This is a genomic window from Acinetobacter gyllenbergii CIP 110306 = MTCC 11365 (assembly GCF_000413855.1).
Classification (GTDB): Bacteria; Pseudomonadota; Gammaproteobacteria; order Pseudomonadales; family Moraxellaceae; genus Acinetobacter; species Acinetobacter gyllenbergii.
In genome coordinates this window covers 35,933-52,278 of sequence record NZ_ATGG01000015.1, presented here as the reverse complement: position 1 = coordinate 52,278, position 16,346 = coordinate 35,933, and the positions used below count along the sequence as shown (strand labels likewise).

The following is a 16,346-nucleotide window of genomic DNA, read 5'->3' as shown; positions in this document are numbered from 1 at the left end:
CATGAATCTACTTCTTATCGTGGTATTTGGCACAATTGCTGAAGTTTTAGTCTGGATTGGCGTGGGTGACCTCGTTGGAAGTATGTGGTATGTCTTTTTCTGGTTCATTATCGCATTCTTCATTGGCCTGAATATGGTTCGTTCAAGTACATCGGGTATTATGCCTCAATTGCAGCAAATGCAGATGACAGGCCAATTAGGTGGTGATCCAGCAGTCACCAAGAAATTAGCACTGGCGATGTCTGGTTTTCTATTGATGGTTCCTGGTTTAATTTCTGATGTATTGGCTGTATTGGTTTTAATTCCACCTGTTCAAACGGCGTTTCGCAATGCATTGATGAAAACCATGGCCAAGCGTCAGCAAGCCATGATGGATAAAATGATGGGTGGTATGGGCGGTGGTGCTGCAGGCCCGAATCCATTTGCTGATTTGATGCGTCAGATGCAGGATATGCAGAATCAACAAGGTGGTGGTCAGTATCGTGATTCAACCATTATTGATGGTGAAGCACGTGAAGTAAAACCTGATCAGAAGAAAATTGAATTTAAAGATGTGAATTGATTTTAATTTGCTTCAAAAAGCACACTTGATCAAGTGTGCTTTTTTATGGCTTATCTTTTGGGTCTTGAAGATTCTGTGTGGGTTCGGACGTAGCAGCTAAGTTGGCTTCCTTACTTTGTGGTTGGTAATGGCTCGGTTGCAGCGTCGTAACCTCATTTTCTGATTGTTTATACTTTCGACTGCGATTTGCCCGTTCGCGAAATCCACCTTTATTAATTAATTGAGTCATGCTGTATTCCATAACATGCAAAAGTTTATTTTATCAAATTACGTGAAAGATCAAAATAATATTAAGCACTTAAAGATTTGCTTAAAATCAAAATTCTAATCAAATTGTCATAAAAAATTGTTAATTTGAATGGGTAGGTCAGAAAACTAGATTGAATTCTTGGTTTTTTTTTCATAGGATAAAAGTGCGACATATGAAATTGTTGTAAAAAGAAAATAAAAAATAAGTGGTAGGAGGAATTAATGATGTTATATCAATATCATTGTGCATGTTGTGACAAGGTTGTTGCATCAACTGATAAAGAGTGCCCACACTGTGGCTCTCATCATATCCGCAGTCCGTATGGCATGTGGATGTTCTGTGTGGCGGCATGTCTGGCAGTTGTCGTAGTCATTAAGCTTGCACATTTGTATACGCAACATCATCAAGAAGATCAGCCAGTTCAAAGCAATTCACTCTTTGAAATGTTTAAGCAAGATAATACCAATTCGAATAAATGATGTTAGGGGTAATAAAAAAGCTCGCAAATGCGAGCTTTTTTATGAAAGAGCAGTGTGGATTACAATCCAGCAGCATCTTTAAGGATTTCAACTTTATCAGTTTTTTCCCACGTGAATGCAGAATCAGAACCTTCACGACCAAAGTGACCATAAGCTGCAGTTTGCTTATACATCGGTTGGATCAGGTTCAGCATACGAGTAATACCATATGGGCGTAAGTCAAAGTGTTCGCGCACCAATTGAATAATTAACTCGTCTGATACTTTACCAGTATTGAACGTATTAATAGAAATTGACGTTGGTTCAGCAACACCGATTGCATAACTCACTTGGATTTCGCATTTATCTGCTAAACCAGCAGCAACAATATTTTTTGCCACATAACGACCGGCATATGCAGCAGAGCGGTCTACTTTCGATGGATCTTTACCAGAGAAAGCACCACCACCATGGCGTGCCATCCCGCCATAAGTATCGACAATAATTTTACGGCCTGTTAAACCACAGTCACCTACAGGGCCGCCAATTACAAACATACCTGTTGGGTTGATGTGGAATTTAGTACCAGCATGGAACATTTCGGCAGGGATGATTGGCTTAACAATCTCTTCAATAATCGCTTCTTTAAGCTGAATTTGAGAGATTTCAGGATCGTGTTGAGTTGATAATACAACTGCATCTAAACGAACTGGTTTGCCATTTTCATAAGCAAAAGTCACTTGGCTTTTCGCATCTGGGCGTAACCAAGGTAATGCACCTGAACGGCGTAATTCTGCTTGACGCTCCATTAAGCGGTGTGCATAAGAGATTGGAGCAGGCATGAGTACATCTGTCTCACGGCTTGCATAACCAAACATAAGACCTTGGTCACCTGCACCTTGATCTTCTGGCTTTTGGCGGTCAACACCTTGTGCAATCTCAGGAGATTGTTTACCGATCATGTTGATCACGGCACAAGTCGAACCATCAAAACCTAAATCAGAATGGTGGTAGCCGATTCCATTTACGGTTTGACGTACAATCGCTTCGAAGTCCACATTTGCTGTTGTTGTGATTTCACCAGCAAGAACAACCGCACCTGTTTTTACTAATGTTTCACAAGCGACACGCGCATACGGGTCTTCTTTTAGGATTGCATCTAAAATTGCATCGCTAATTTGGTCAGCCATTTTATCTGGATGACCTTCGCTTACAGATTCTGAAGTAAAAACAGCATACTCGCGCATGAACGTCCTATCATTGGTATTTTCAAAAAGACAGAGTATGTTACATCGACTTGGCGGATAGGACTAGCACAAGCTGACTAAAAAGCATGAATTTATTTCATTTTCATGATGTTTTTATTGATATGAGTATCAGCAAAAGTGATATTTAGTGATTTTGATATGAATAAATCTGTAATTTGATGTTCTAATTATTATCATTCTGTTGTGTGTTCTGTTTATCACTTGAACATTTACACAGATAATGCCAAATGAATGCGGGAAAAATAAGAAATATCGTGTATTGCACTTTACCCACTGTCGTTTTTTTAAGACAATAGTCTCAGTTTTTGAAAGATGATTTCTCATCTTCTCTCATCTTATTTGATTTAATCGGATTCTGACTTATGACAACCCCTTTAAATGAACGTCGTATTGCAAACGCAATTCGTGTCTTGGCAATGGATGCTGTGCAACAAGCAAACTCAGGGCATCCAGGTGCACCAATGGGGATGGCAGATATCGCTGATGTTGTTTGGCGTGAATTTTTAAATCATAACCCAAGCAACCCACAATGGGCGAACCGTGACCGTTTCGTATTGTCGAATGGCCATGGTTCAATGTTGCAATATGCATTATTGCATTTGACTGGTTATGATTTATCTATTGAAGATTTAAAACAATTCCGTCAATTACACTCTAAAACACCGGGCCACCCTGAATATGGTTATGCGCCTGGTATCGAAACTACAACAGGTCCATTGGGTCAGGGTATTGCCAATGCGGTTGGTTTCGCTTTAGCTGAAAAAACTTTAGCAGCTCAGTTCAACAAAGACGGTTTGAATGTTGTTGACCACTTCACTTACTGTTTTTTAGGTGATGGCTGTTTGATGGAAGGTATTTCTCACGAAGTATGTTCACTTGCAGGTACTTTGGGTCTTGGTAAACTTGTTGCGTACTATGACGACAATGGTATTTCGATTGATGGTGAAGTTGAAGGTTGGTTCAGCGATGATACTGAACAGCGTTTCAAAGCGTATGGTTGGCAAGTTCTTCGTGCAGATGGTCATGATGCCGCTGCAATTCGCCAAGCAACTGTTGAAGCGAAAGCTGAAACCAATAAACCAACGATCATCATCTGTAAAACGATTATTGGTCTAGGTTCACCAAATAAACAAGGTAAAGAAGATTGCCACGGTGCACCATTGGGTAAAGACGAAATCGTTTTAACCCGTGAAGCATTAGGCTGGAAAGAAGATTCATTTGTTATCCCAGAAGATGTATATGCAGCTTGGGATGCAAAAGCAAAAGGTCAAACCTCTGAAGCAGCTTGGAATGAATTGTTCGCGCAATACCAAGCAAAATATCCAACTGAAGCGGCTGAATTATTACGTCGCATCAATGGTGATTTACCTGCTGAATTTGCTGCACAGGCAGATGCATTTATTGCTGAAACCAACGCAAAAGCAGAAACCATTGCAACGCGTAAAGCAAGCCAAAATACCTTACAGGCCTTTGGTCCATTACTTCCTGAGTTATTGGGTGGTTCTGCTGACTTGGCGGGTTCTAACTTAACACTTTGGAAAGGTTGCCAAGGCGTACAAGAAAACCCAGCGGGTAACTACGTGTATTACGGCGTTCGTGAATTCGGTATGACTGCAATTGCAAACGGTGTGGCTTTACACGGCGGTTTTGTTCCTTATGTTGCAACATTCTTGATGTTTATGGAATATGCGCGCAATGCGGTACGTATGTCTGCATTGATGAAGCAACGTGTGATTCATGTGTATACGCATGACTCGATCGGTTTGGGTGAAGATGGTCCTACGCATCAACCAATCGAACAAATTGCATCATTGCGTGGTACACCAAACTTAAATACATGGCGTCCATGTGACACAGTTGAAGCTGCTGTTTCTTGGAAATCTGCACTTCAACGTAAAGATGGCCCATCAGCGTTAATTTTCTCTCGTCAAAACTTGCCATTCCAAGCACGTAATGAAGCTCAAATTCAAAACGTTGCAAAAGGTGGTTATGTACTTGCTGAAGAAAAAGGCGAATTAAAAGCAATCATCATTGCAACAGGTTCAGAAGTTTCATTGGCAATGGAAGCATATGTACAGCTTGAAGGTGTGCGTGTTGTATCTATGCCATGTGCTGAAGAGTTTATGAAGCAAGATGCTGCTTACCGTGAAGCAGTATTACCAGCGCATATCCGTGCGCGTGTAGCGGTAGAAGCGGCTCATGTGGATTACTGGTGGAAGTTTGTTGGTTTAGACGGCAAAGTGATCGGTATGACCACTTACGGCGAATCTGCACCAGCAAAAGACTTGTTCCAATTCTTCGGTATTACCACTGAAGCGGTTGTTGCTGCGGTTAAAGAATTGACTGCTTAATCAAATTAAGTGGTATAAAAAAGCGTCCTGATTCAGGGCGCTTTTTTTATGATGATTAAATGGAATATAAATATGAACGAGAAATACATATTCATTATATTGACCCAAAAAATGGAACAGATAATGATATAGCCGATTACTGGTACTTTATTGAAAATTAAAAGATTAAGGTGTTGTGATGAAAAAAGAATTCGAACTTCATGCTTTTGATGAAATATTAGATGATATTAAATATTGGTATTTGGAAAATTTGAATAAAAAAGAAATGTTTTGGCAGTGCGCACAATATAATTTTTTATTTCGCGCATTACAGGAAAGTTTCAAAAATGAAAATGGCGACCCAGCCTTTGGTGGCAATTATAATTATCGTATGCAAGCCTATTTTGAAGAGGCTATTCAAGCTCGAGTTAAATGTCATGGCATGCCAAGTTGGGCGAAGTTAAAGGGAAAAATATTAGTATTTGATGTGCACTCATCAATGTTTGACGGTTTGGGTGAAAAAGAAATAGATGGTTGTGACACTCCACCTCCTGAGTTTTGGATTCATTTCGATGGGGAAAACCTATATTCATTTATTCCAAATGAGCTCACAAATATTGTCGACCTAGCAATAGATATTTCGATGAGTGGCTCATTGGAATGGTATACGAATGTGATTGAAATTTAGTGTAAGGGGCCACTTATCCGACACTTAATTCACTCTGAATCGAAATATTTGATGTTAATAACTTATGAATCGGGCAGCTTTCCGCGACTTTTAATAAACGCTTATGCTGATCCTCGGTAAATTCACCTTTTAAGATAATTTTACGTTCAATATTATTTTGACCTAATTCAGGCTCACCATTGGGATTTAAGGCTAAATCGACCTGCACATGCTCAAGTTTAATCCCTTTATGATTGGCATACATTTCTAGAGTGATGGTCGTACAGGCACCTAAAGCCGACAGTAAAAGCTGAACTGGGTTAGGTGCTGTATCTTGACCACCTTTATCTGTAGGTTCATCTGCATACCAAGTATGACCAGCAGGGTCTGTCAAGCTAACGCGATAAGGTGTGGATGTACTGAGTGCTTGTGCTGTATGTGTCATGTTTTACCTTGTTGTTTATCGTGAAGTATCTAAATCAAAATATACCCATTGATCATGTGAGCTTGTCGATCAATTGTCCAGTATCGAATAGTCTTATGATATTGATTTTTGATAAGCGCTGTAACGCTTTTATTGTTGCACTGGTGAAACATATCGTTTTATAAAGACTAGTGAATAAAAATACTTGATCTATACACTAATCACTATATCAAACAAGGATACGAAAAATGCAATTTAAAACATTAAGCCTCGGTTTAGCAGTCGCTTTAGCTAGTTCGGTAACTTTGGCTGCGCCAGTCGACTATAAAATTGACCCAACCCACACAGCAACTGTATTCAGCTGGAATCACTTTGGTTTCTCTACACCAAGTGCAAATTTCACTGATATTCAAGGGACAATTAAAGTTGATACTGCAAAACCTGCAAATTCATCTGTGGAAGTAACGATTCCTTTAAGCAGTGTAAATACTAATGTTGCTGCTTTGGATAAAGAGTTCCAAGAAGAAGCTTGGTTTAATGCTGCGAAGTACCCGAACATTACTTTCAAAAGTACTAAAGTAGAAACCAAAGATAAGAAACACTTCAAAATTACAGGTGATTTAACCGTGAAAGGGGTAACAAAACCTGTGGTATTAGATGCTGTACTGAATAAACAAGGTGAGCATCCAATGGCGAAAGTACCTGCAATTGGTTTTAATGCTACAACAAGCTTTAACCGTTCTGCATTTGGTATCGGCAACTACGTTCCAAATGTTGGTGACAAGATCACTGTAAATATTACAACTGAAGCAACTGCTGCGAAGTAATATCATATTGCATAAAAAAGCCTAGATCATCATCTAGGCTTTTTTATGGTTATGATGGTCAGATTTATTAAAATACTAATATTGATATAAAATAAGAATACTAATAAGTCATTCGATAAAAAATTAGCTATGTTTTATTTTGGATCTACGTTTGGATTGGTAAATATAGCGAATGGAGTCGACCACTTCACCAACAAAAATACATTCTTCATCTAGAGGAATAATATTGGGCTTGAATTCTGGATTCAATGCTTGTAGATATCTTGAATTATCGGTTTCGATCACTAGACGCTTAAATGTCGCATCTTCATGCTTTCTCACCACAATCATGTCACCCGATTGCATATCGCTATATTGCACAGTAGGGTCAACTAAAATGTAATCACCCTCATGAAAGACAGGATAATTACTCAGACCTTGCACTTTTAAATAAAAGCAGTCATCACAATCATCAGGTAGAGGCAGCCATTCCTCAATTTGTGTGATATCAACCGATTCAACATTGGTAAATACACCCGCTTGTACCCAAGAGAGTACAGGCGCCATATTGGCCTTTACGGCGGTGATGTTGGAAATATCATCTTGGCTAGATTCTTTCGGCATGGCCGTACCAAGACCTGTTTGTAGCCAATAGGCATCTACACCCAAAAAATTAGCAATCGAGGGTAAATGAGATGAGGAACTGACCAGTCCGGTCTCAAGCTGGCTGAGGGCTGATTGGGTAATGCCTACAGCAGCAACCACATCTTTTTGAGACTTCTTGGCTTTTTTTCTTGCTTCTTTGAGCCGATCTTTAAGCATTTTAATGCACCTTAAATCAATAAATTAAGAATATTAGCAAGCTAATGTGAAGTCAAATTAGTATTCTTATTGAATTAATATTAGTTTACTAATATAATTGACCTATCCATGAAGTTATAAATGCTAGAGGTGCGGTATGAACAAACTCATCAATCCAAACATGCATATTAAGCAGAATTTAAATGCAGAAATTGAAGCATGGTTGGCTCAAGGTAATGCAATCACAACGATTCAAAATAACTATGAACAAAGATTGAAAGCAAGACCAAGCCATGTTGCAACGTTTGTATCTCAAGAAAAAACACAAAAAGAATTAAAGCGGCTCGAAAGAGTTGCGAAGCAGGCCACAGAAGATCAAATCCAGATGTTCAGTGCTTGGTTGGATGAGCAAAAGGGGCGAGCGAAAGCCTTGGTGAACGTTTTAGGTTGTGCACATAGTTATATTTCTCAAATTAAAAGTGCAACCAGACCTTGTACTAAAACACGATTTGAAGAAATTTATCAGGCAATGAAGCTTGTAGAAGTCAGGGAAAAATATCACTAAGCACATCAAACTTGAACTTAAAGTAAGTGCACGATGAGTACTGAGAAATAACACAAGACTTGGTTTATTCAATTTACATTTTATAAAACATGAATCAAGCCCAAAATGAAATGACATTGGTTTAGGTGACGATATGAATGCAAGTATTGCAAAGTTTGAAAAATTTGAATGGTTGACGCAGGGTTTAACACTACGCTCAGCGGGTTTAGAGCCATTTATTCGTGGGACAGGCGATCGTCCTTTAAATTATGAAGATCGTTTAGGTGCAATCGCATCTATGAATACACAATTGGCAAAGTCGGTGACAGCGCTCATTGTATTTGAGCATAAAAGCAAGAGCGATTATGACTATGTTCGCCAGTATTTGGCAGACCTTTTTATAGAACAAGCCGAGCGAGATAAAAAACGTGAGCCAGAACGTATTGCGATGTATCACTTGGCTTGGTTAGTGGCGCGGATGGTATTGGATTTTGTGCTAGATCCTGAGTTGGAGGAAAACTATACAGCAAAAGGGCGTCTTGCTTATGCAGGTATTCATCGACTACAGATGAATGTCGAGAGTTATAGAAAGACATGGAAGGGTTATGAAAGCTTAATGATTCAGACGATTGAAATAGCTATCTATGAGGCTGAAACCACAATTGAACAATACCGGAAAAATACTTACAAAAATATGCAGGCTTAGGGATTCCATTATTTCGGAAACTAGGCTATAGTTTTTATATACTGGTCGTATTACATTTGACTTCGACCAAATTGAAAAGCTCACATCTAGTGGGCTTTTTTATTGCCTAAAAACTCGGTATCCGTCAGGAGCCGAGTTTTTTTATATCTGAAGAAAAGCAATCGTCCATTTAATTTTATAGCTGGGTGCTTTAAAAGCCACTCAATAACTCAAGGTGATTAAAATGAATTGTATCAATAATATGATGTTGGGTTCTTTTTCAATTAAACACTTAGACATTCTTTCTTATGCAGATATTGTACCTGCGGTCATGCGTACCACAGCAGATCGATCTGGTATGACGTATATCCATGGAAATGATCTACTCGGTTCAATAAAAATAACAGAGGTAGTCGATGGATCTTTCGCTATTTCAGCCTATTTCCAAGCACAAAAAGGTCGATTTTCATTTACTCATGCAAGCACGATTAACCGATCAATTGTGATTTTGGGTGTGGATCATGAGCCTAAAAGTAACGTAACCGTGAACAATATTGAGCAAGGCTTTGTTATTAATAGTTATTTTGATGCAGGTAAATTCGTAGTGGTGTTGGGTGATTTTAATAGCTTAAACAATGTCACTTATATCCAAGATAACCCATCCGAAAACCCCATAGTGACCTTTGAAATTACCAGTTCTCAATCGATGAATGTTTATATTGATTATGAATTTGTTGGTGCATGGCATTCAAATAATGCATTGAAATTGCCACAGTATTATCAAATCGTTGCGCAAGAGGGTTTAACCCAGCTTGATTTTGATTTACGCGAAGCTTATGCGAGCTTGAACTATAAAATGCCCGCTGAACTTGAAGATGGCATCTATTATCACTTAACCAGTCATGGTGAAATCTTGGGTTCAGAAGTCAAGGTTGGAGACTTTGTTCAATTTCATGATCAGCAAAGTTGGATGCTGCATTTTCCACAATCCTTATAAATTCAATTTTTTACAGAACCAAGGGGGGGATTATGGTGGAAAAATGAAAAACAAATCTACACAAGCGAGGTCTTAATTTTAAACAAGTTGAGGCCTTTTTTAATTATGGAGGACAAAATGACAGAGGTTGTTTCAGCGGGTGCAGGGATTGCAGCCGTGATTAAATCCTATGGCGTATTTTTTATTATCGTTATGGCACTGAGCTTTATGTTTTTAGCTTGGATGGTCGTAATTATGACACGGCTTCCCAAAACTAGGCGTGAATGGGTGGTTTCACTCATATCAACTGCAGTCGGCAGCATTGCTGGAGGTGCTTTTGTGATTCAGCATTTTGGCTTGCAAGAATGGAGTCAAAACCCATATGGGGCATTTGCCTTGGGAGGTCTGTACTTCCTTTGTGGTTTGCAGGTATGGGCGATTATTCGTTGGACCTTTAATTATATTAATGCACGAGAAGATTCAACCATCTTGGATGTTGCAAAAGAGGTGAAAGACTTTAAAGACAAATTTTAAATAATAGATTCAATCCAATGCCGCCTTCGGGCGGTTTTTTATTATAAAGAGGAAAAAGACATGACAATAATACAAGATGGTTTCGATATTTTACGCAACAACTTTGGCAAGTTGAGTCAATCCCAAGTCGATGGCATCAACTTCCTCGTCTCGGTACTGGCTGAAGAGCAAACAATTACATCTGCTCAAGCTGCTTATATCTTGGCAACAGCTTGGCATGAAACAGCCAGAACCATGCAACCTGTGATTGAATATGGTTCTGAAAAATATTTAAAATCTAAGCAGTATTATCCCTATATTGGCTATGGCTATGTGCAACTGACTTGGTTGGCAAACTATAAGAGAATGGGGGATTACTTAAAAATTGATTTAGTGAAAAATCCAAAATTGGCTTTACAAGCTGATATTGCAGCGCGTGTCATGATTGTCGGTATGAAAAAAGGGATGTTTACAGGCAAAAAGCTCGAAAATTACATCAATCAAGATAAAAAAGACTATATCAATGCGCGACGAATTATTAATGGAACAGATAAAGCCGAGCTGGTCGCAGGTTATGCAGAAATCTTTGAGCAAGCGCTGCAAGTTTCCGAAACAATGGTCATGCCTGATTAAAGTGCAGAAGTTCATTCCATATTGTTATGAACTTCTGTCTCGTCATTTAGCAGTTAGCTTATGCAGTCGCATTAAATGCATCTACATAAACGACTTCACCAGTGGGGATATGTTTAGTAAATGGCAAGATTTGGAAATATTCAGCAGGTACACCTTGCAAAACAAGTCTTGCATCTGCTTTAAAGCCAAATTTACTGTAATAAGCTGGATCACCCAGTAAAACACAACCCATAGCATCTAAATCTTTGAGTGCTTCAAGGCCTGCATGCATCAGTTTTGCGCCAACGCCTTGACCTTGATATTCAGGTAAAACTGAAATTGGCCCTAAGCCATACCAGCCTTTGCTTCCATCTGAGATTTTCACAGGGGAAAATGCAATATGTCCAATCAGTTTATGGTTACTGATCGCAACCAAAGATAAACTCAATTGGCCTGAATTACGTAAAGCATTCACAATAAATTGCTCTGTATGACTGGAATGCTCTATAGTCTCGAAAGCCGCTTGAGTTAAATCGAAAATACTTTGAATGTCTGTTGGCCGTTCATCACGAATGTGTATATTCATCTTTATTTTCTCTTGTGTTTCCTGATTGAGGATGGCCCGAATCTGCTTAAGAGCAGGGTTGGCTTGAGTGTATTTTTCACCATAACTAAGATTAAATGCATAATCGAAATTAACTGGGTTAATACCTTGATTGTGTTGCAAAATGGTCTCTAACTTATCCAATGCTTTAACCAGTCTGGCTTCAGCTGTTTTTGCATCTTCATATTCTTGCCATAATGCTCGAATCAAATTTTTCGTGTGTTCATCAAGACATTCGGTCAATTGATCAAGATCCTGTTTTTCCTGCTGATTCTTCGTTGGAAATTGATCTTTCATAATGGCTGGAATATCGCCATGAAGAGCTTCACCCAAGTCATGAATCAGGCACATTTTTAGTGTCTTCTCGAGATTAATGTCCTCGAATTGATCTGCAAAGGTCATTGCCATTAAACATAAGCGCCAACTATGTTCGGCTGTACTTTCTTGGCGACCATTTGAAGTATGTGAAAATCGCAGCACATTTTTTAGTTTTTCCGCTTCTCGTAAAAAAGCTAAGCGGTTTTGAATTACGTCTAGTTCCATTTTCTTTCTCAAAATAAACCATATGTAATTTGGATAAACCCGATCTAAGAGTAGATTGATAGACATCATCTAAGTACAACCAAGGATTTATCCAAACCAATGGTTGTCTGTTAACGATTGTCTAACTGTGGGCGTACTGATCTAAGCCCATGTAAATTAATGTGATAGGGCTGTCCATTGATGGATTTAATCAGTTTTTTCTTTCTTAGCTTATTAAAAACGGCAAGGTCGCAATCGGACAGCAAGAAACCTTCACGGCTATAGCACTCTACAGCAATGGTTTGACCTGAGTCATCACGAAGTTTTACGATTTTTCCGCCTTTTGCTAAGACGTGCAGTGTCCGTTGTTCGGACTTAGATAAGTTCATGTTGTTATCCAGATAGAAATAATCAGAGGCAAAGTTAGGCTTAAAGCCCAAAAAATCGCGCAGATAACCAATTTCAATGTGCTACTGAAATTTGGTTACCAGATTACTGCTATCTCCAACATAGAACCCTCGATAAGGATGGGATACGAAATGTATCGAAGAAAATATTAATGCAAGCTGAGTGAAAAATCAATCAATTGCTGGAAAAACGTTTTAAGGATCGTATGATAATTATTTTTTTGAATGCTTTTGTTTGAGTTGTAAGTAAGCAGGCACGGATTTTTTGGCTTGCCGACGTAACATCATTTTGATGTATAGCACGATTGCAAAGCAGGCAGTAGCTACAGTGAGCATTAAACCGTTCATATAACTCATAACTGAACTGACATAGCCAATGGTGGCAAGACGACGCTGCATACGTTCAACTTGAGTGCTGGATTCAACACCTGTAATCGCCCAAGTACATAAATGTTCACAGTTGTTAATGATGAGATGGTAGTGGTTTTCGTGCATGCGTGAACGCATACGCCGTACCACTGTTTTGGCTTTGTAGCGTGGGGATGGATAATTCCTGATGTAAATTGGCTTATCACGTGCAAAACGTTGGATAGAAGTCATTTCAATGGGATGCTTTTTAAAGATATGGGCAAATCCAGAATAATGAATGACTCGACCACGACCTGCATAAATGCCGTGGTGACTATAACCAAAGTGTTTTACGATCAGATGTGCGCCAATTGGAAAGCGTGGATGTCTTTGCTGCATGTGGATACAAGGTTATTGTATTTACCCTATTATTTTAGTGAAAAAATGTGAATCAATCGAGCTTATTTGCTCCACTAAACCGATGATTGTGTGTGCTGTTTGTATCTGTCATTCAGCCTTGAGCTTTGCTATGAGAAAATAGACCAAATTGATCTTAAATATTAACCATGATGAAAAATTGGCTACTGTTCACTTTTACATTTTTAGCTGCCTCCACTCCTTATGCAATGCAGCATCAAACCATTCAATTTAAGCAACAGCACTATGATGTCATCAAAGTCGAACAGCTGGATCAATTACAATTATTTTTAAAAAGTCCTAAAACTAATCGCTACTACCAAAAGTTTGCCGCGATTCAAAAAGCGCTACCTGCTTGTGAGCAACTCAGTTTTGCCATGAATGCAGGGATGTATCATGCAGATTCTCAACCTGTAGGTTTATATGTCGAAAATGCTAAAGAGCTTGCGAAGTTAAATGAGGCACAGGGCTTTGGTAATTTCTTTATGCAGCCGAATGGGGTGGTGGCGTGGAATGATCATCGTGCTGTGATTAAAACGACTGCTGATTATAAGCATGATCAATTTAAAGCGCAGTTTGCAACACAGTCAGGGCCCATGTTGATCTATAAGGGCAAAATCAATAGCCAGTTTCTCGCTGATTCGAGCTCATTAAAAATTAGAAATGGAGTGGGTATTAAAGATAATCAGTTGTATTTTGTGATTTCACAGCAACGGGTGAGTTTTTATCAATTTGCACAATTTTTTAAGCAGCAATTGAAAATCGACAATGCTCTGTATTTGGATGGTTCGATTTCAAGTTTGTATTCAGCACAAACTAAACGACATGATAAAAATTTTAACTTAGGACCAATTGTGGCAGAAGTGAATAGAGAGAAGTGTAAGTCGTATTGACTCCCTAATCTCTTAATCAAGAGAGATTAGGGAAAGCTTATTTTTATTGGATTGGCGGGTTGATCATCGTAAGTAATTCTTTGCGGCTATAACCTCGGGAAATCAGTACTTTTTTGATGCCTTTAATCACATCTTCATCTGTTGCTTTGACTAAAGCATCCAACAGTTGTTCATTGGTTTTGCAAGAACAATCATTTTCAACGCAAGAAGTTTGGTTCTTGTGTTCGTTATATTGTTCATCTGCATTGAACAGTTTTTGCCAAAAACTCATAGAGCCTTCATATACAACCTAACATAGCTCGAAATATAGCCGCTTTAAAATAAAATACAAGTCAGCTTAAGTGATAAAAGCAGCAGTTGAACTTCAATTTTTTCGATGAGACTTTTAAAGTTTAACGAAATTATGACATTTGGATGACTTGACCTTTGAAAAACATCACTTTTTTATAAATATACTTTGAGAAAAAATAAAGGGTTACTGGAACCCTTTATATAATATTGTTACGTTGAAATAATTTGTTTAAATCTTTTCAAGTAAAATGCCTGATTCCACATGATGGGTAAAAGGGAATTGATCGAACATGGCAAACTTGACAATGCGATGGGTTTGGCTAAGTATTTTTAAGTTGTCATGCAGGGTATCTGGGTTGCATGAGATATATAGAATACGTTCAAAACCCTGTAATAGTTTAAGTGTTTCATCATCGATGCCTGCACGCGGCGGATCAACAAAAACCGTGTCAAAGTCGTAGCTTTGCATGTCGATTTCAGCTTCTTGCAACCGTCTAAATTCACGCTCACCTTGATAAGCTTGAGTGAATTCTTCCGCAGATAAACGAGCAACTTGAATGTTCTCAATCTGGTTTTGCTCAATGTTCCATTGTGCCGCGTAGACGGAAGACTTGGCCAGTTCAGTTGCGAGTACACGCTTAAATTTCAAGGACAGTGGTAAGGTAAAGTTACCATTACCACAGTACAATTCTAACAAGTCTTTTTGGGATTCTTGCGCAGCATCGCAAGCCCATTCCAACATATGCTGACACACTTGAGCATTAGGCTGGGTAAAGCTGCTTTCGATTTGTTTATATTTAAAGGTGCGACCGTGAACATTCAGTTGTTCAACCACATAGTCATCACCAATAATCACTTTTTGGCCACGGCTACGCCCCATGATTTTAATATTCAGTTTTTCAGCTAATGCTTTAGCTGCTGTTTCCCATTCGGCATCTAATTTACGGTGGTAAATCAGAGTAACTAGCATTTCTCCGCTTAGGGTTGAGAGAAAGTCTGCTTCAAAAACTCGTTGTGATAGAATCGGGACTGCTTTTAATTCTTCTAATAGGCGGGGCATTAAATCATTAATGCTTTGATCCGCGATGGGAAATGTATCCACGCGGACAACTTCTTTTTGCTTACCATCTTCAGCACGTTCAAACATGGCGTAGAACAGATCATCTTCGGTATGCCAGATGCGAAATTCTGCTCGCATACGGAAATGTTGTTCAGGCGATTGAAACACTTCTAAAGCAGGTGGATTGAACGGGGCAAATTGTGCGGTAATGCGTTCAACTTTCTCTTGAAGTTGCTGCTGGTAAGATACGGTCATAAAAAAGAAAACTACAGCTGAAATCTAAACGGGAATGGTATCAAAAAAGTGCAATCAGGTGCAGGAAATTATGATATTCACTTATTTATATGCTTAGCCTAGGGCGAGTACAAATTGGATAAAATCTGCTTTAATTTGCCGATATTGGTCTTGAGATAAGCCAACACATCTTTGTTTGAGCTGATTATATTGTTGTGTCAGGCTAGGTGAGTTTCTTAATAGATCCCGAAAGGTGATGAAATTGCAAAATTCTGAACCTGTCACCACGATTTGCAATGTCACATCATGTTGTTGTGATTCCAGCATACAAAGTTCATGAGTACGTAGTGTATCAAGTTTTTCTTTAAAATTAAGCTGTTGTAATTTTTCAATTGAATCTAAAAATTGATGGGCGGGTACTTCAATATAAATATCGAGATCACCTTTTGAAATTGCATTGGGAATGGCGGATGAGCCAATATGTTCAACAATTGCAAAAGGAATAAGCTGCTGGATTTTATTTTTATAATCTTCAAAATGCTGAGCGCAGTTGGGTTGATATTCAGGAGCTGAGAAGAAATGCATCTAAATGGTCTCATTTTATAATAGGAATAAGGTGATCTAAAAAATAATAAAAAACCCGAACCATGTAAACATGATTCGGGTTGGGATGA

Annotated in this window: 21 protein-coding genes; 11 read left to right on the top strand and 10 right to left on the bottom strand. The window is 38.7% G+C overall.

Going from position 1 to position 16,346, the window contains the following annotated elements; all coding sequences use genetic code 11:
• Position 1 precedes the first annotated feature (1 nt).
• Complete coding sequence (locus tag F957_RS10540; RefSeq protein WP_016660343.1) at positions 2 to 562, top strand: FxsA family protein; 561 nt, start codon at positions 2 to 4, stop codon at positions 560 to 562.
• A 43-nt stretch (positions 563 to 605) separates the two neighbouring features.
• On the opposite strand, the gene F957_RS10545 is transcribed toward F957_RS10540, so the two are convergent.
• Positions 606 to 791 carry a hypothetical protein gene (locus F957_RS10545; RefSeq protein ID WP_016660342.1) on the bottom strand — a complete coding sequence of 62 codons (186 nt, stop codon included), beginning with the start codon at positions 789 to 791 and terminating at the stop codon, positions 606 to 608.
• 242 nt (positions 792 to 1,033) lie between these two features.
• Here F957_RS10545 and F957_RS10550 point away from each other — a divergent pair, with 242 nt between their 5' ends.
• Complete coding sequence (locus F957_RS10550) at positions 1,034 to 1,291, top strand: hypothetical protein (RefSeq protein ID WP_004653110.1); 258 nt, start codon at positions 1,034 to 1,036, stop codon at positions 1,289 to 1,291.
• Positions 1,292 to 1,350: 59 nt separating this feature from the next.
• Here F957_RS10550 and metK read toward each other — a convergent pair whose 3' ends face one another.
• Positions 1,351 to 2,517, bottom strand: coding sequence for a methionine adenosyltransferase (gene metK / locus F957_RS10555; protein WP_005211901.1), 1,167 nt, complete (start codon positions 2,515 to 2,517; stop codon positions 1,351 to 1,353).
• 383 nt (positions 2,518 to 2,900) lie between these two features.
• Here metK and tkt point away from each other — a divergent pair, with 383 nt between their 5' ends.
• Complete coding sequence (tkt, locus tag F957_RS10560; protein WP_016540423.1) at positions 2,901 to 4,889, top strand: transketolase; 1,989 nt, start codon at positions 2,901 to 2,903, stop codon at positions 4,887 to 4,889.
• Between the two features lie 178 nt (positions 4,890 to 5,067).
• Positions 5,068 to 5,556 (top strand): hypothetical protein, encoded by a 489-nt coding sequence (locus tag F957_RS10565; RefSeq protein WP_016540422.1) that lies wholly within the window; start codon positions 5,068 to 5,070, stop codon positions 5,554 to 5,556.
• Positions 5,557 to 5,569: 13 nt separating this feature from the next.
• Here F957_RS10565 and F957_RS10570 read toward each other — a convergent pair whose 3' ends face one another.
• Positions 5,570 to 5,980, bottom strand: a complete 411-nt coding sequence (locus F957_RS10570) for an OsmC family protein (RefSeq protein ID WP_016540421.1) — start codon at positions 5,978 to 5,980, stop codon at positions 5,570 to 5,572.
• 227 nt (positions 5,981 to 6,207) lie between these two features.
• Here F957_RS10570 and F957_RS10575 point away from each other — a divergent pair, with 227 nt between their 5' ends.
• A complete protein-coding gene (locus tag F957_RS10575) occupies positions 6,208 to 6,786 on the top strand; it encodes a YceI family protein (protein ID WP_005189293.1) in 579 nt (192 codons plus the stop codon).
• Positions 6,787 to 6,909: 123 nt separating this feature from the next.
• Here the strand turns inward: F957_RS10575 and F957_RS10580 are convergent, their stop codons facing one another.
• Positions 6,910 to 7,587 (bottom strand): LexA family protein, encoded by a 678-nt coding sequence (locus F957_RS10580; protein ID WP_016540420.1) that lies wholly within the window; start codon positions 7,585 to 7,587, stop codon positions 6,910 to 6,912.
• A gap of 136 nt (positions 7,588 to 7,723) precedes the next feature.
• On the opposite strand from F957_RS10580, the gene F957_RS10585 reads away from it, so the two are divergent.
• The 5 genes from F957_RS10585 to F957_RS10605 all read left to right on the top strand — a co-directional run bounded on the left by F957_RS10585 (position 7,724) and on the right by F957_RS10605 (position 10,917).
• A complete protein-coding gene (locus F957_RS10585) occupies positions 7,724 to 8,131 on the top strand; it encodes a hypothetical protein (RefSeq protein WP_016540419.1) in 408 nt (135 codons plus the stop codon).
• A 133-nt stretch (positions 8,132 to 8,264) separates the two neighbouring features.
• Positions 8,265 to 8,816 carry a hypothetical protein gene (locus F957_RS10590; RefSeq protein ID WP_016540418.1) on the top strand — a complete coding sequence of 184 codons (552 nt, stop codon included), beginning with the start codon at positions 8,265 to 8,267 and terminating at the stop codon, positions 8,814 to 8,816.
• 223 nt (positions 8,817 to 9,039) lie between these two features.
• Complete coding sequence (locus F957_RS10595) at positions 9,040 to 9,792, top strand: hypothetical protein (RefSeq protein ID WP_016540417.1); 753 nt, start codon at positions 9,040 to 9,042, stop codon at positions 9,790 to 9,792.
• Positions 9,793 to 9,909: 117 nt separating this feature from the next.
• Positions 9,910 to 10,305 (top strand): hypothetical protein, encoded by a 396-nt coding sequence (locus F957_RS10600; RefSeq protein ID WP_016540416.1) that lies wholly within the window; start codon positions 9,910 to 9,912, stop codon positions 10,303 to 10,305.
• Positions 10,306 to 10,365: 60 nt separating this feature from the next.
• Positions 10,366 to 10,917: a hypothetical protein gene (locus F957_RS10605; protein WP_016540415.1), complete on the top strand. Its 552-nt coding sequence runs from the start codon at positions 10,366 to 10,368 to the stop codon at positions 10,915 to 10,917.
• Between the two features lie 58 nt (positions 10,918 to 10,975).
• Here the strand turns inward: F957_RS10605 and F957_RS21120 are convergent, their stop codons facing one another.
• The 3 genes from F957_RS21120 to F957_RS10615 form a co-directional block, all read right to left on the bottom strand.
• Positions 10,976 to 12,043, bottom strand: coding sequence for a bifunctional HD family hydrolase/N-acetyltransferase (locus tag F957_RS21120; protein ID WP_016540414.1), 1,068 nt, complete (start codon positions 12,041 to 12,043; stop codon positions 10,976 to 10,978).
• Positions 12,044 to 12,153: 110 nt separating this feature from the next.
• On the bottom strand, positions 12,154 to 12,411 hold the full coding sequence (locus F957_RS10610; protein ID WP_016540413.1) for a YjhX family toxin: 258 nt from the start codon (positions 12,409 to 12,411) through the stop codon (positions 12,154 to 12,156).
• Positions 12,412 to 12,642: 231 nt separating this feature from the next.
• A complete protein-coding gene (locus F957_RS10615) occupies positions 12,643 to 13,176 on the bottom strand; it encodes a lecithin retinol acyltransferase family protein (protein ID WP_016540412.1) in 534 nt (177 codons plus the stop codon).
• A 170-nt stretch (positions 13,177 to 13,346) separates the two neighbouring features.
• Here F957_RS10615 and F957_RS10620 point away from each other — a divergent pair, with 170 nt between their 5' ends.
• The gene (locus F957_RS10620; RefSeq protein ID WP_378319738.1) at positions 13,347 to 14,087 is read left to right on the top strand and encodes a phosphodiester glycosidase family protein; all 741 of its coding nucleotides are present in this window, start codon (positions 13,347 to 13,349) and stop codon (positions 14,085 to 14,087) included.
• A 43-nt stretch (positions 14,088 to 14,130) separates the two neighbouring features.
• Here F957_RS10620 and F957_RS10625 read toward each other — a convergent pair whose 3' ends face one another.
• From F957_RS10625 to F957_RS10635, 3 genes are all read right to left on the bottom strand, one after another.
• Positions 14,131 to 14,358 carry a hypothetical protein gene (locus F957_RS10625; RefSeq protein ID WP_016540410.1) on the bottom strand — a complete coding sequence of 76 codons (228 nt, stop codon included), beginning with the start codon at positions 14,356 to 14,358 and terminating at the stop codon, positions 14,131 to 14,133.
• 249 nt (positions 14,359 to 14,607) lie between these two features.
• On the bottom strand, positions 14,608 to 15,693 hold the full coding sequence (trmA, locus tag F957_RS10630; RefSeq protein ID WP_016540409.1) for a tRNA (uridine(54)-C5)-methyltransferase TrmA: 1,086 nt from the start codon (positions 15,691 to 15,693) through the stop codon (positions 14,608 to 14,610).
• A 93-nt stretch (positions 15,694 to 15,786) separates the two neighbouring features.
• Positions 15,787 to 16,257 (bottom strand): GrpB family protein, encoded by a 471-nt coding sequence (locus F957_RS10635; protein ID WP_016540408.1) that lies wholly within the window; start codon positions 16,255 to 16,257, stop codon positions 15,787 to 15,789.
• Positions 16,258 to 16,346 lie beyond the last annotated feature (89 nt).

Excerpts from the sequence above, each read along its gene's own strand:
- F957_RS10540 (WP_016660343.1), top strand. The coding sequence starts at position 2 with ATGAATCTACTTCTTATCGTGGTATTTGGCACAATTGCTGAAGTTTTA.
- F957_RS10545 (WP_016660342.1), bottom strand. The coding sequence starts at position 791 with ATGACTCAATTAATTAATAAAGGTGGATTTCGCGAACGGGCAAATCGC.
- F957_RS10550 (WP_004653110.1), top strand. The coding sequence starts at position 1,034 with ATGATGTTATATCAATATCATTGTGCATGTTGTGACAAGGTTGTTGCA.
- metK (WP_005211901.1), bottom strand. The coding sequence starts at position 2,517 with ATGCGCGAGTATGCTGTTTTTACTTCAGAATCTGTAAGCGAAGGTCAT.
- tkt (WP_016540423.1), top strand. The coding sequence starts at position 2,901 with ATGACAACCCCTTTAAATGAACGTCGTATTGCAAACGCAATTCGTGTC.
- F957_RS10565 (WP_016540422.1), top strand. The coding sequence starts at position 5,068 with ATGAAAAAAGAATTCGAACTTCATGCTTTTGATGAAATATTAGATGAT.
- F957_RS10570 (WP_016540421.1), bottom strand. The coding sequence starts at position 5,980 with ATGACACATACAGCACAAGCACTCAGTACATCCACACCTTATCGCGTT.
- F957_RS10575 (WP_005189293.1), top strand. The coding sequence starts at position 6,208 with ATGCAATTTAAAACATTAAGCCTCGGTTTAGCAGTCGCTTTAGCTAGT.
- F957_RS10580 (WP_016540420.1), bottom strand. The coding sequence starts at position 7,587 with ATGCTTAAAGATCGGCTCAAAGAAGCAAGAAAAAAAGCCAAGAAGTCT.
- F957_RS10585 (WP_016540419.1), top strand. The coding sequence starts at position 7,724 with ATGAACAAACTCATCAATCCAAACATGCATATTAAGCAGAATTTAAAT.
- F957_RS10590 (WP_016540418.1), top strand. The coding sequence starts at position 8,265 with ATGAATGCAAGTATTGCAAAGTTTGAAAAATTTGAATGGTTGACGCAG.
- F957_RS10595 (WP_016540417.1), top strand. The coding sequence starts at position 9,040 with ATGAATTGTATCAATAATATGATGTTGGGTTCTTTTTCAATTAAACAC.
- F957_RS10600 (WP_016540416.1), top strand. The coding sequence starts at position 9,910 with ATGACAGAGGTTGTTTCAGCGGGTGCAGGGATTGCAGCCGTGATTAAA.
- F957_RS10605 (WP_016540415.1), top strand. The coding sequence starts at position 10,366 with ATGACAATAATACAAGATGGTTTCGATATTTTACGCAACAACTTTGGC.
- F957_RS21120 (WP_016540414.1), bottom strand. The coding sequence starts at position 12,043 with ATGGAACTAGACGTAATTCAAAACCGCTTAGCTTTTTTACGAGAAGCG.
- F957_RS10610 (WP_016540413.1), bottom strand. The coding sequence starts at position 12,411 with ATGAACTTATCTAAGTCCGAACAACGGACACTGCACGTCTTAGCAAAA.
- F957_RS10615 (WP_016540412.1), bottom strand. The coding sequence starts at position 13,176 with ATGCAGCAAAGACATCCACGCTTTCCAATTGGCGCACATCTGATCGTA.
- F957_RS10620 (WP_378319738.1), top strand. The coding sequence starts at position 13,347 with ATGAAAAATTGGCTACTGTTCACTTTTACATTTTTAGCTGCCTCCACT.
- F957_RS10625 (WP_016540410.1), bottom strand. The coding sequence starts at position 14,358 with ATGAGTTTTTGGCAAAAACTGTTCAATGCAGATGAACAATATAACGAA.
- trmA (WP_016540409.1), bottom strand. The coding sequence starts at position 15,693 with ATGACCGTATCTTACCAGCAGCAACTTCAAGAGAAAGTTGAACGCATT.
- F957_RS10635 (WP_016540408.1), bottom strand. The coding sequence starts at position 16,257 with ATGCATTTCTTCTCAGCTCCTGAATATCAACCCAACTGCGCTCAGCAT.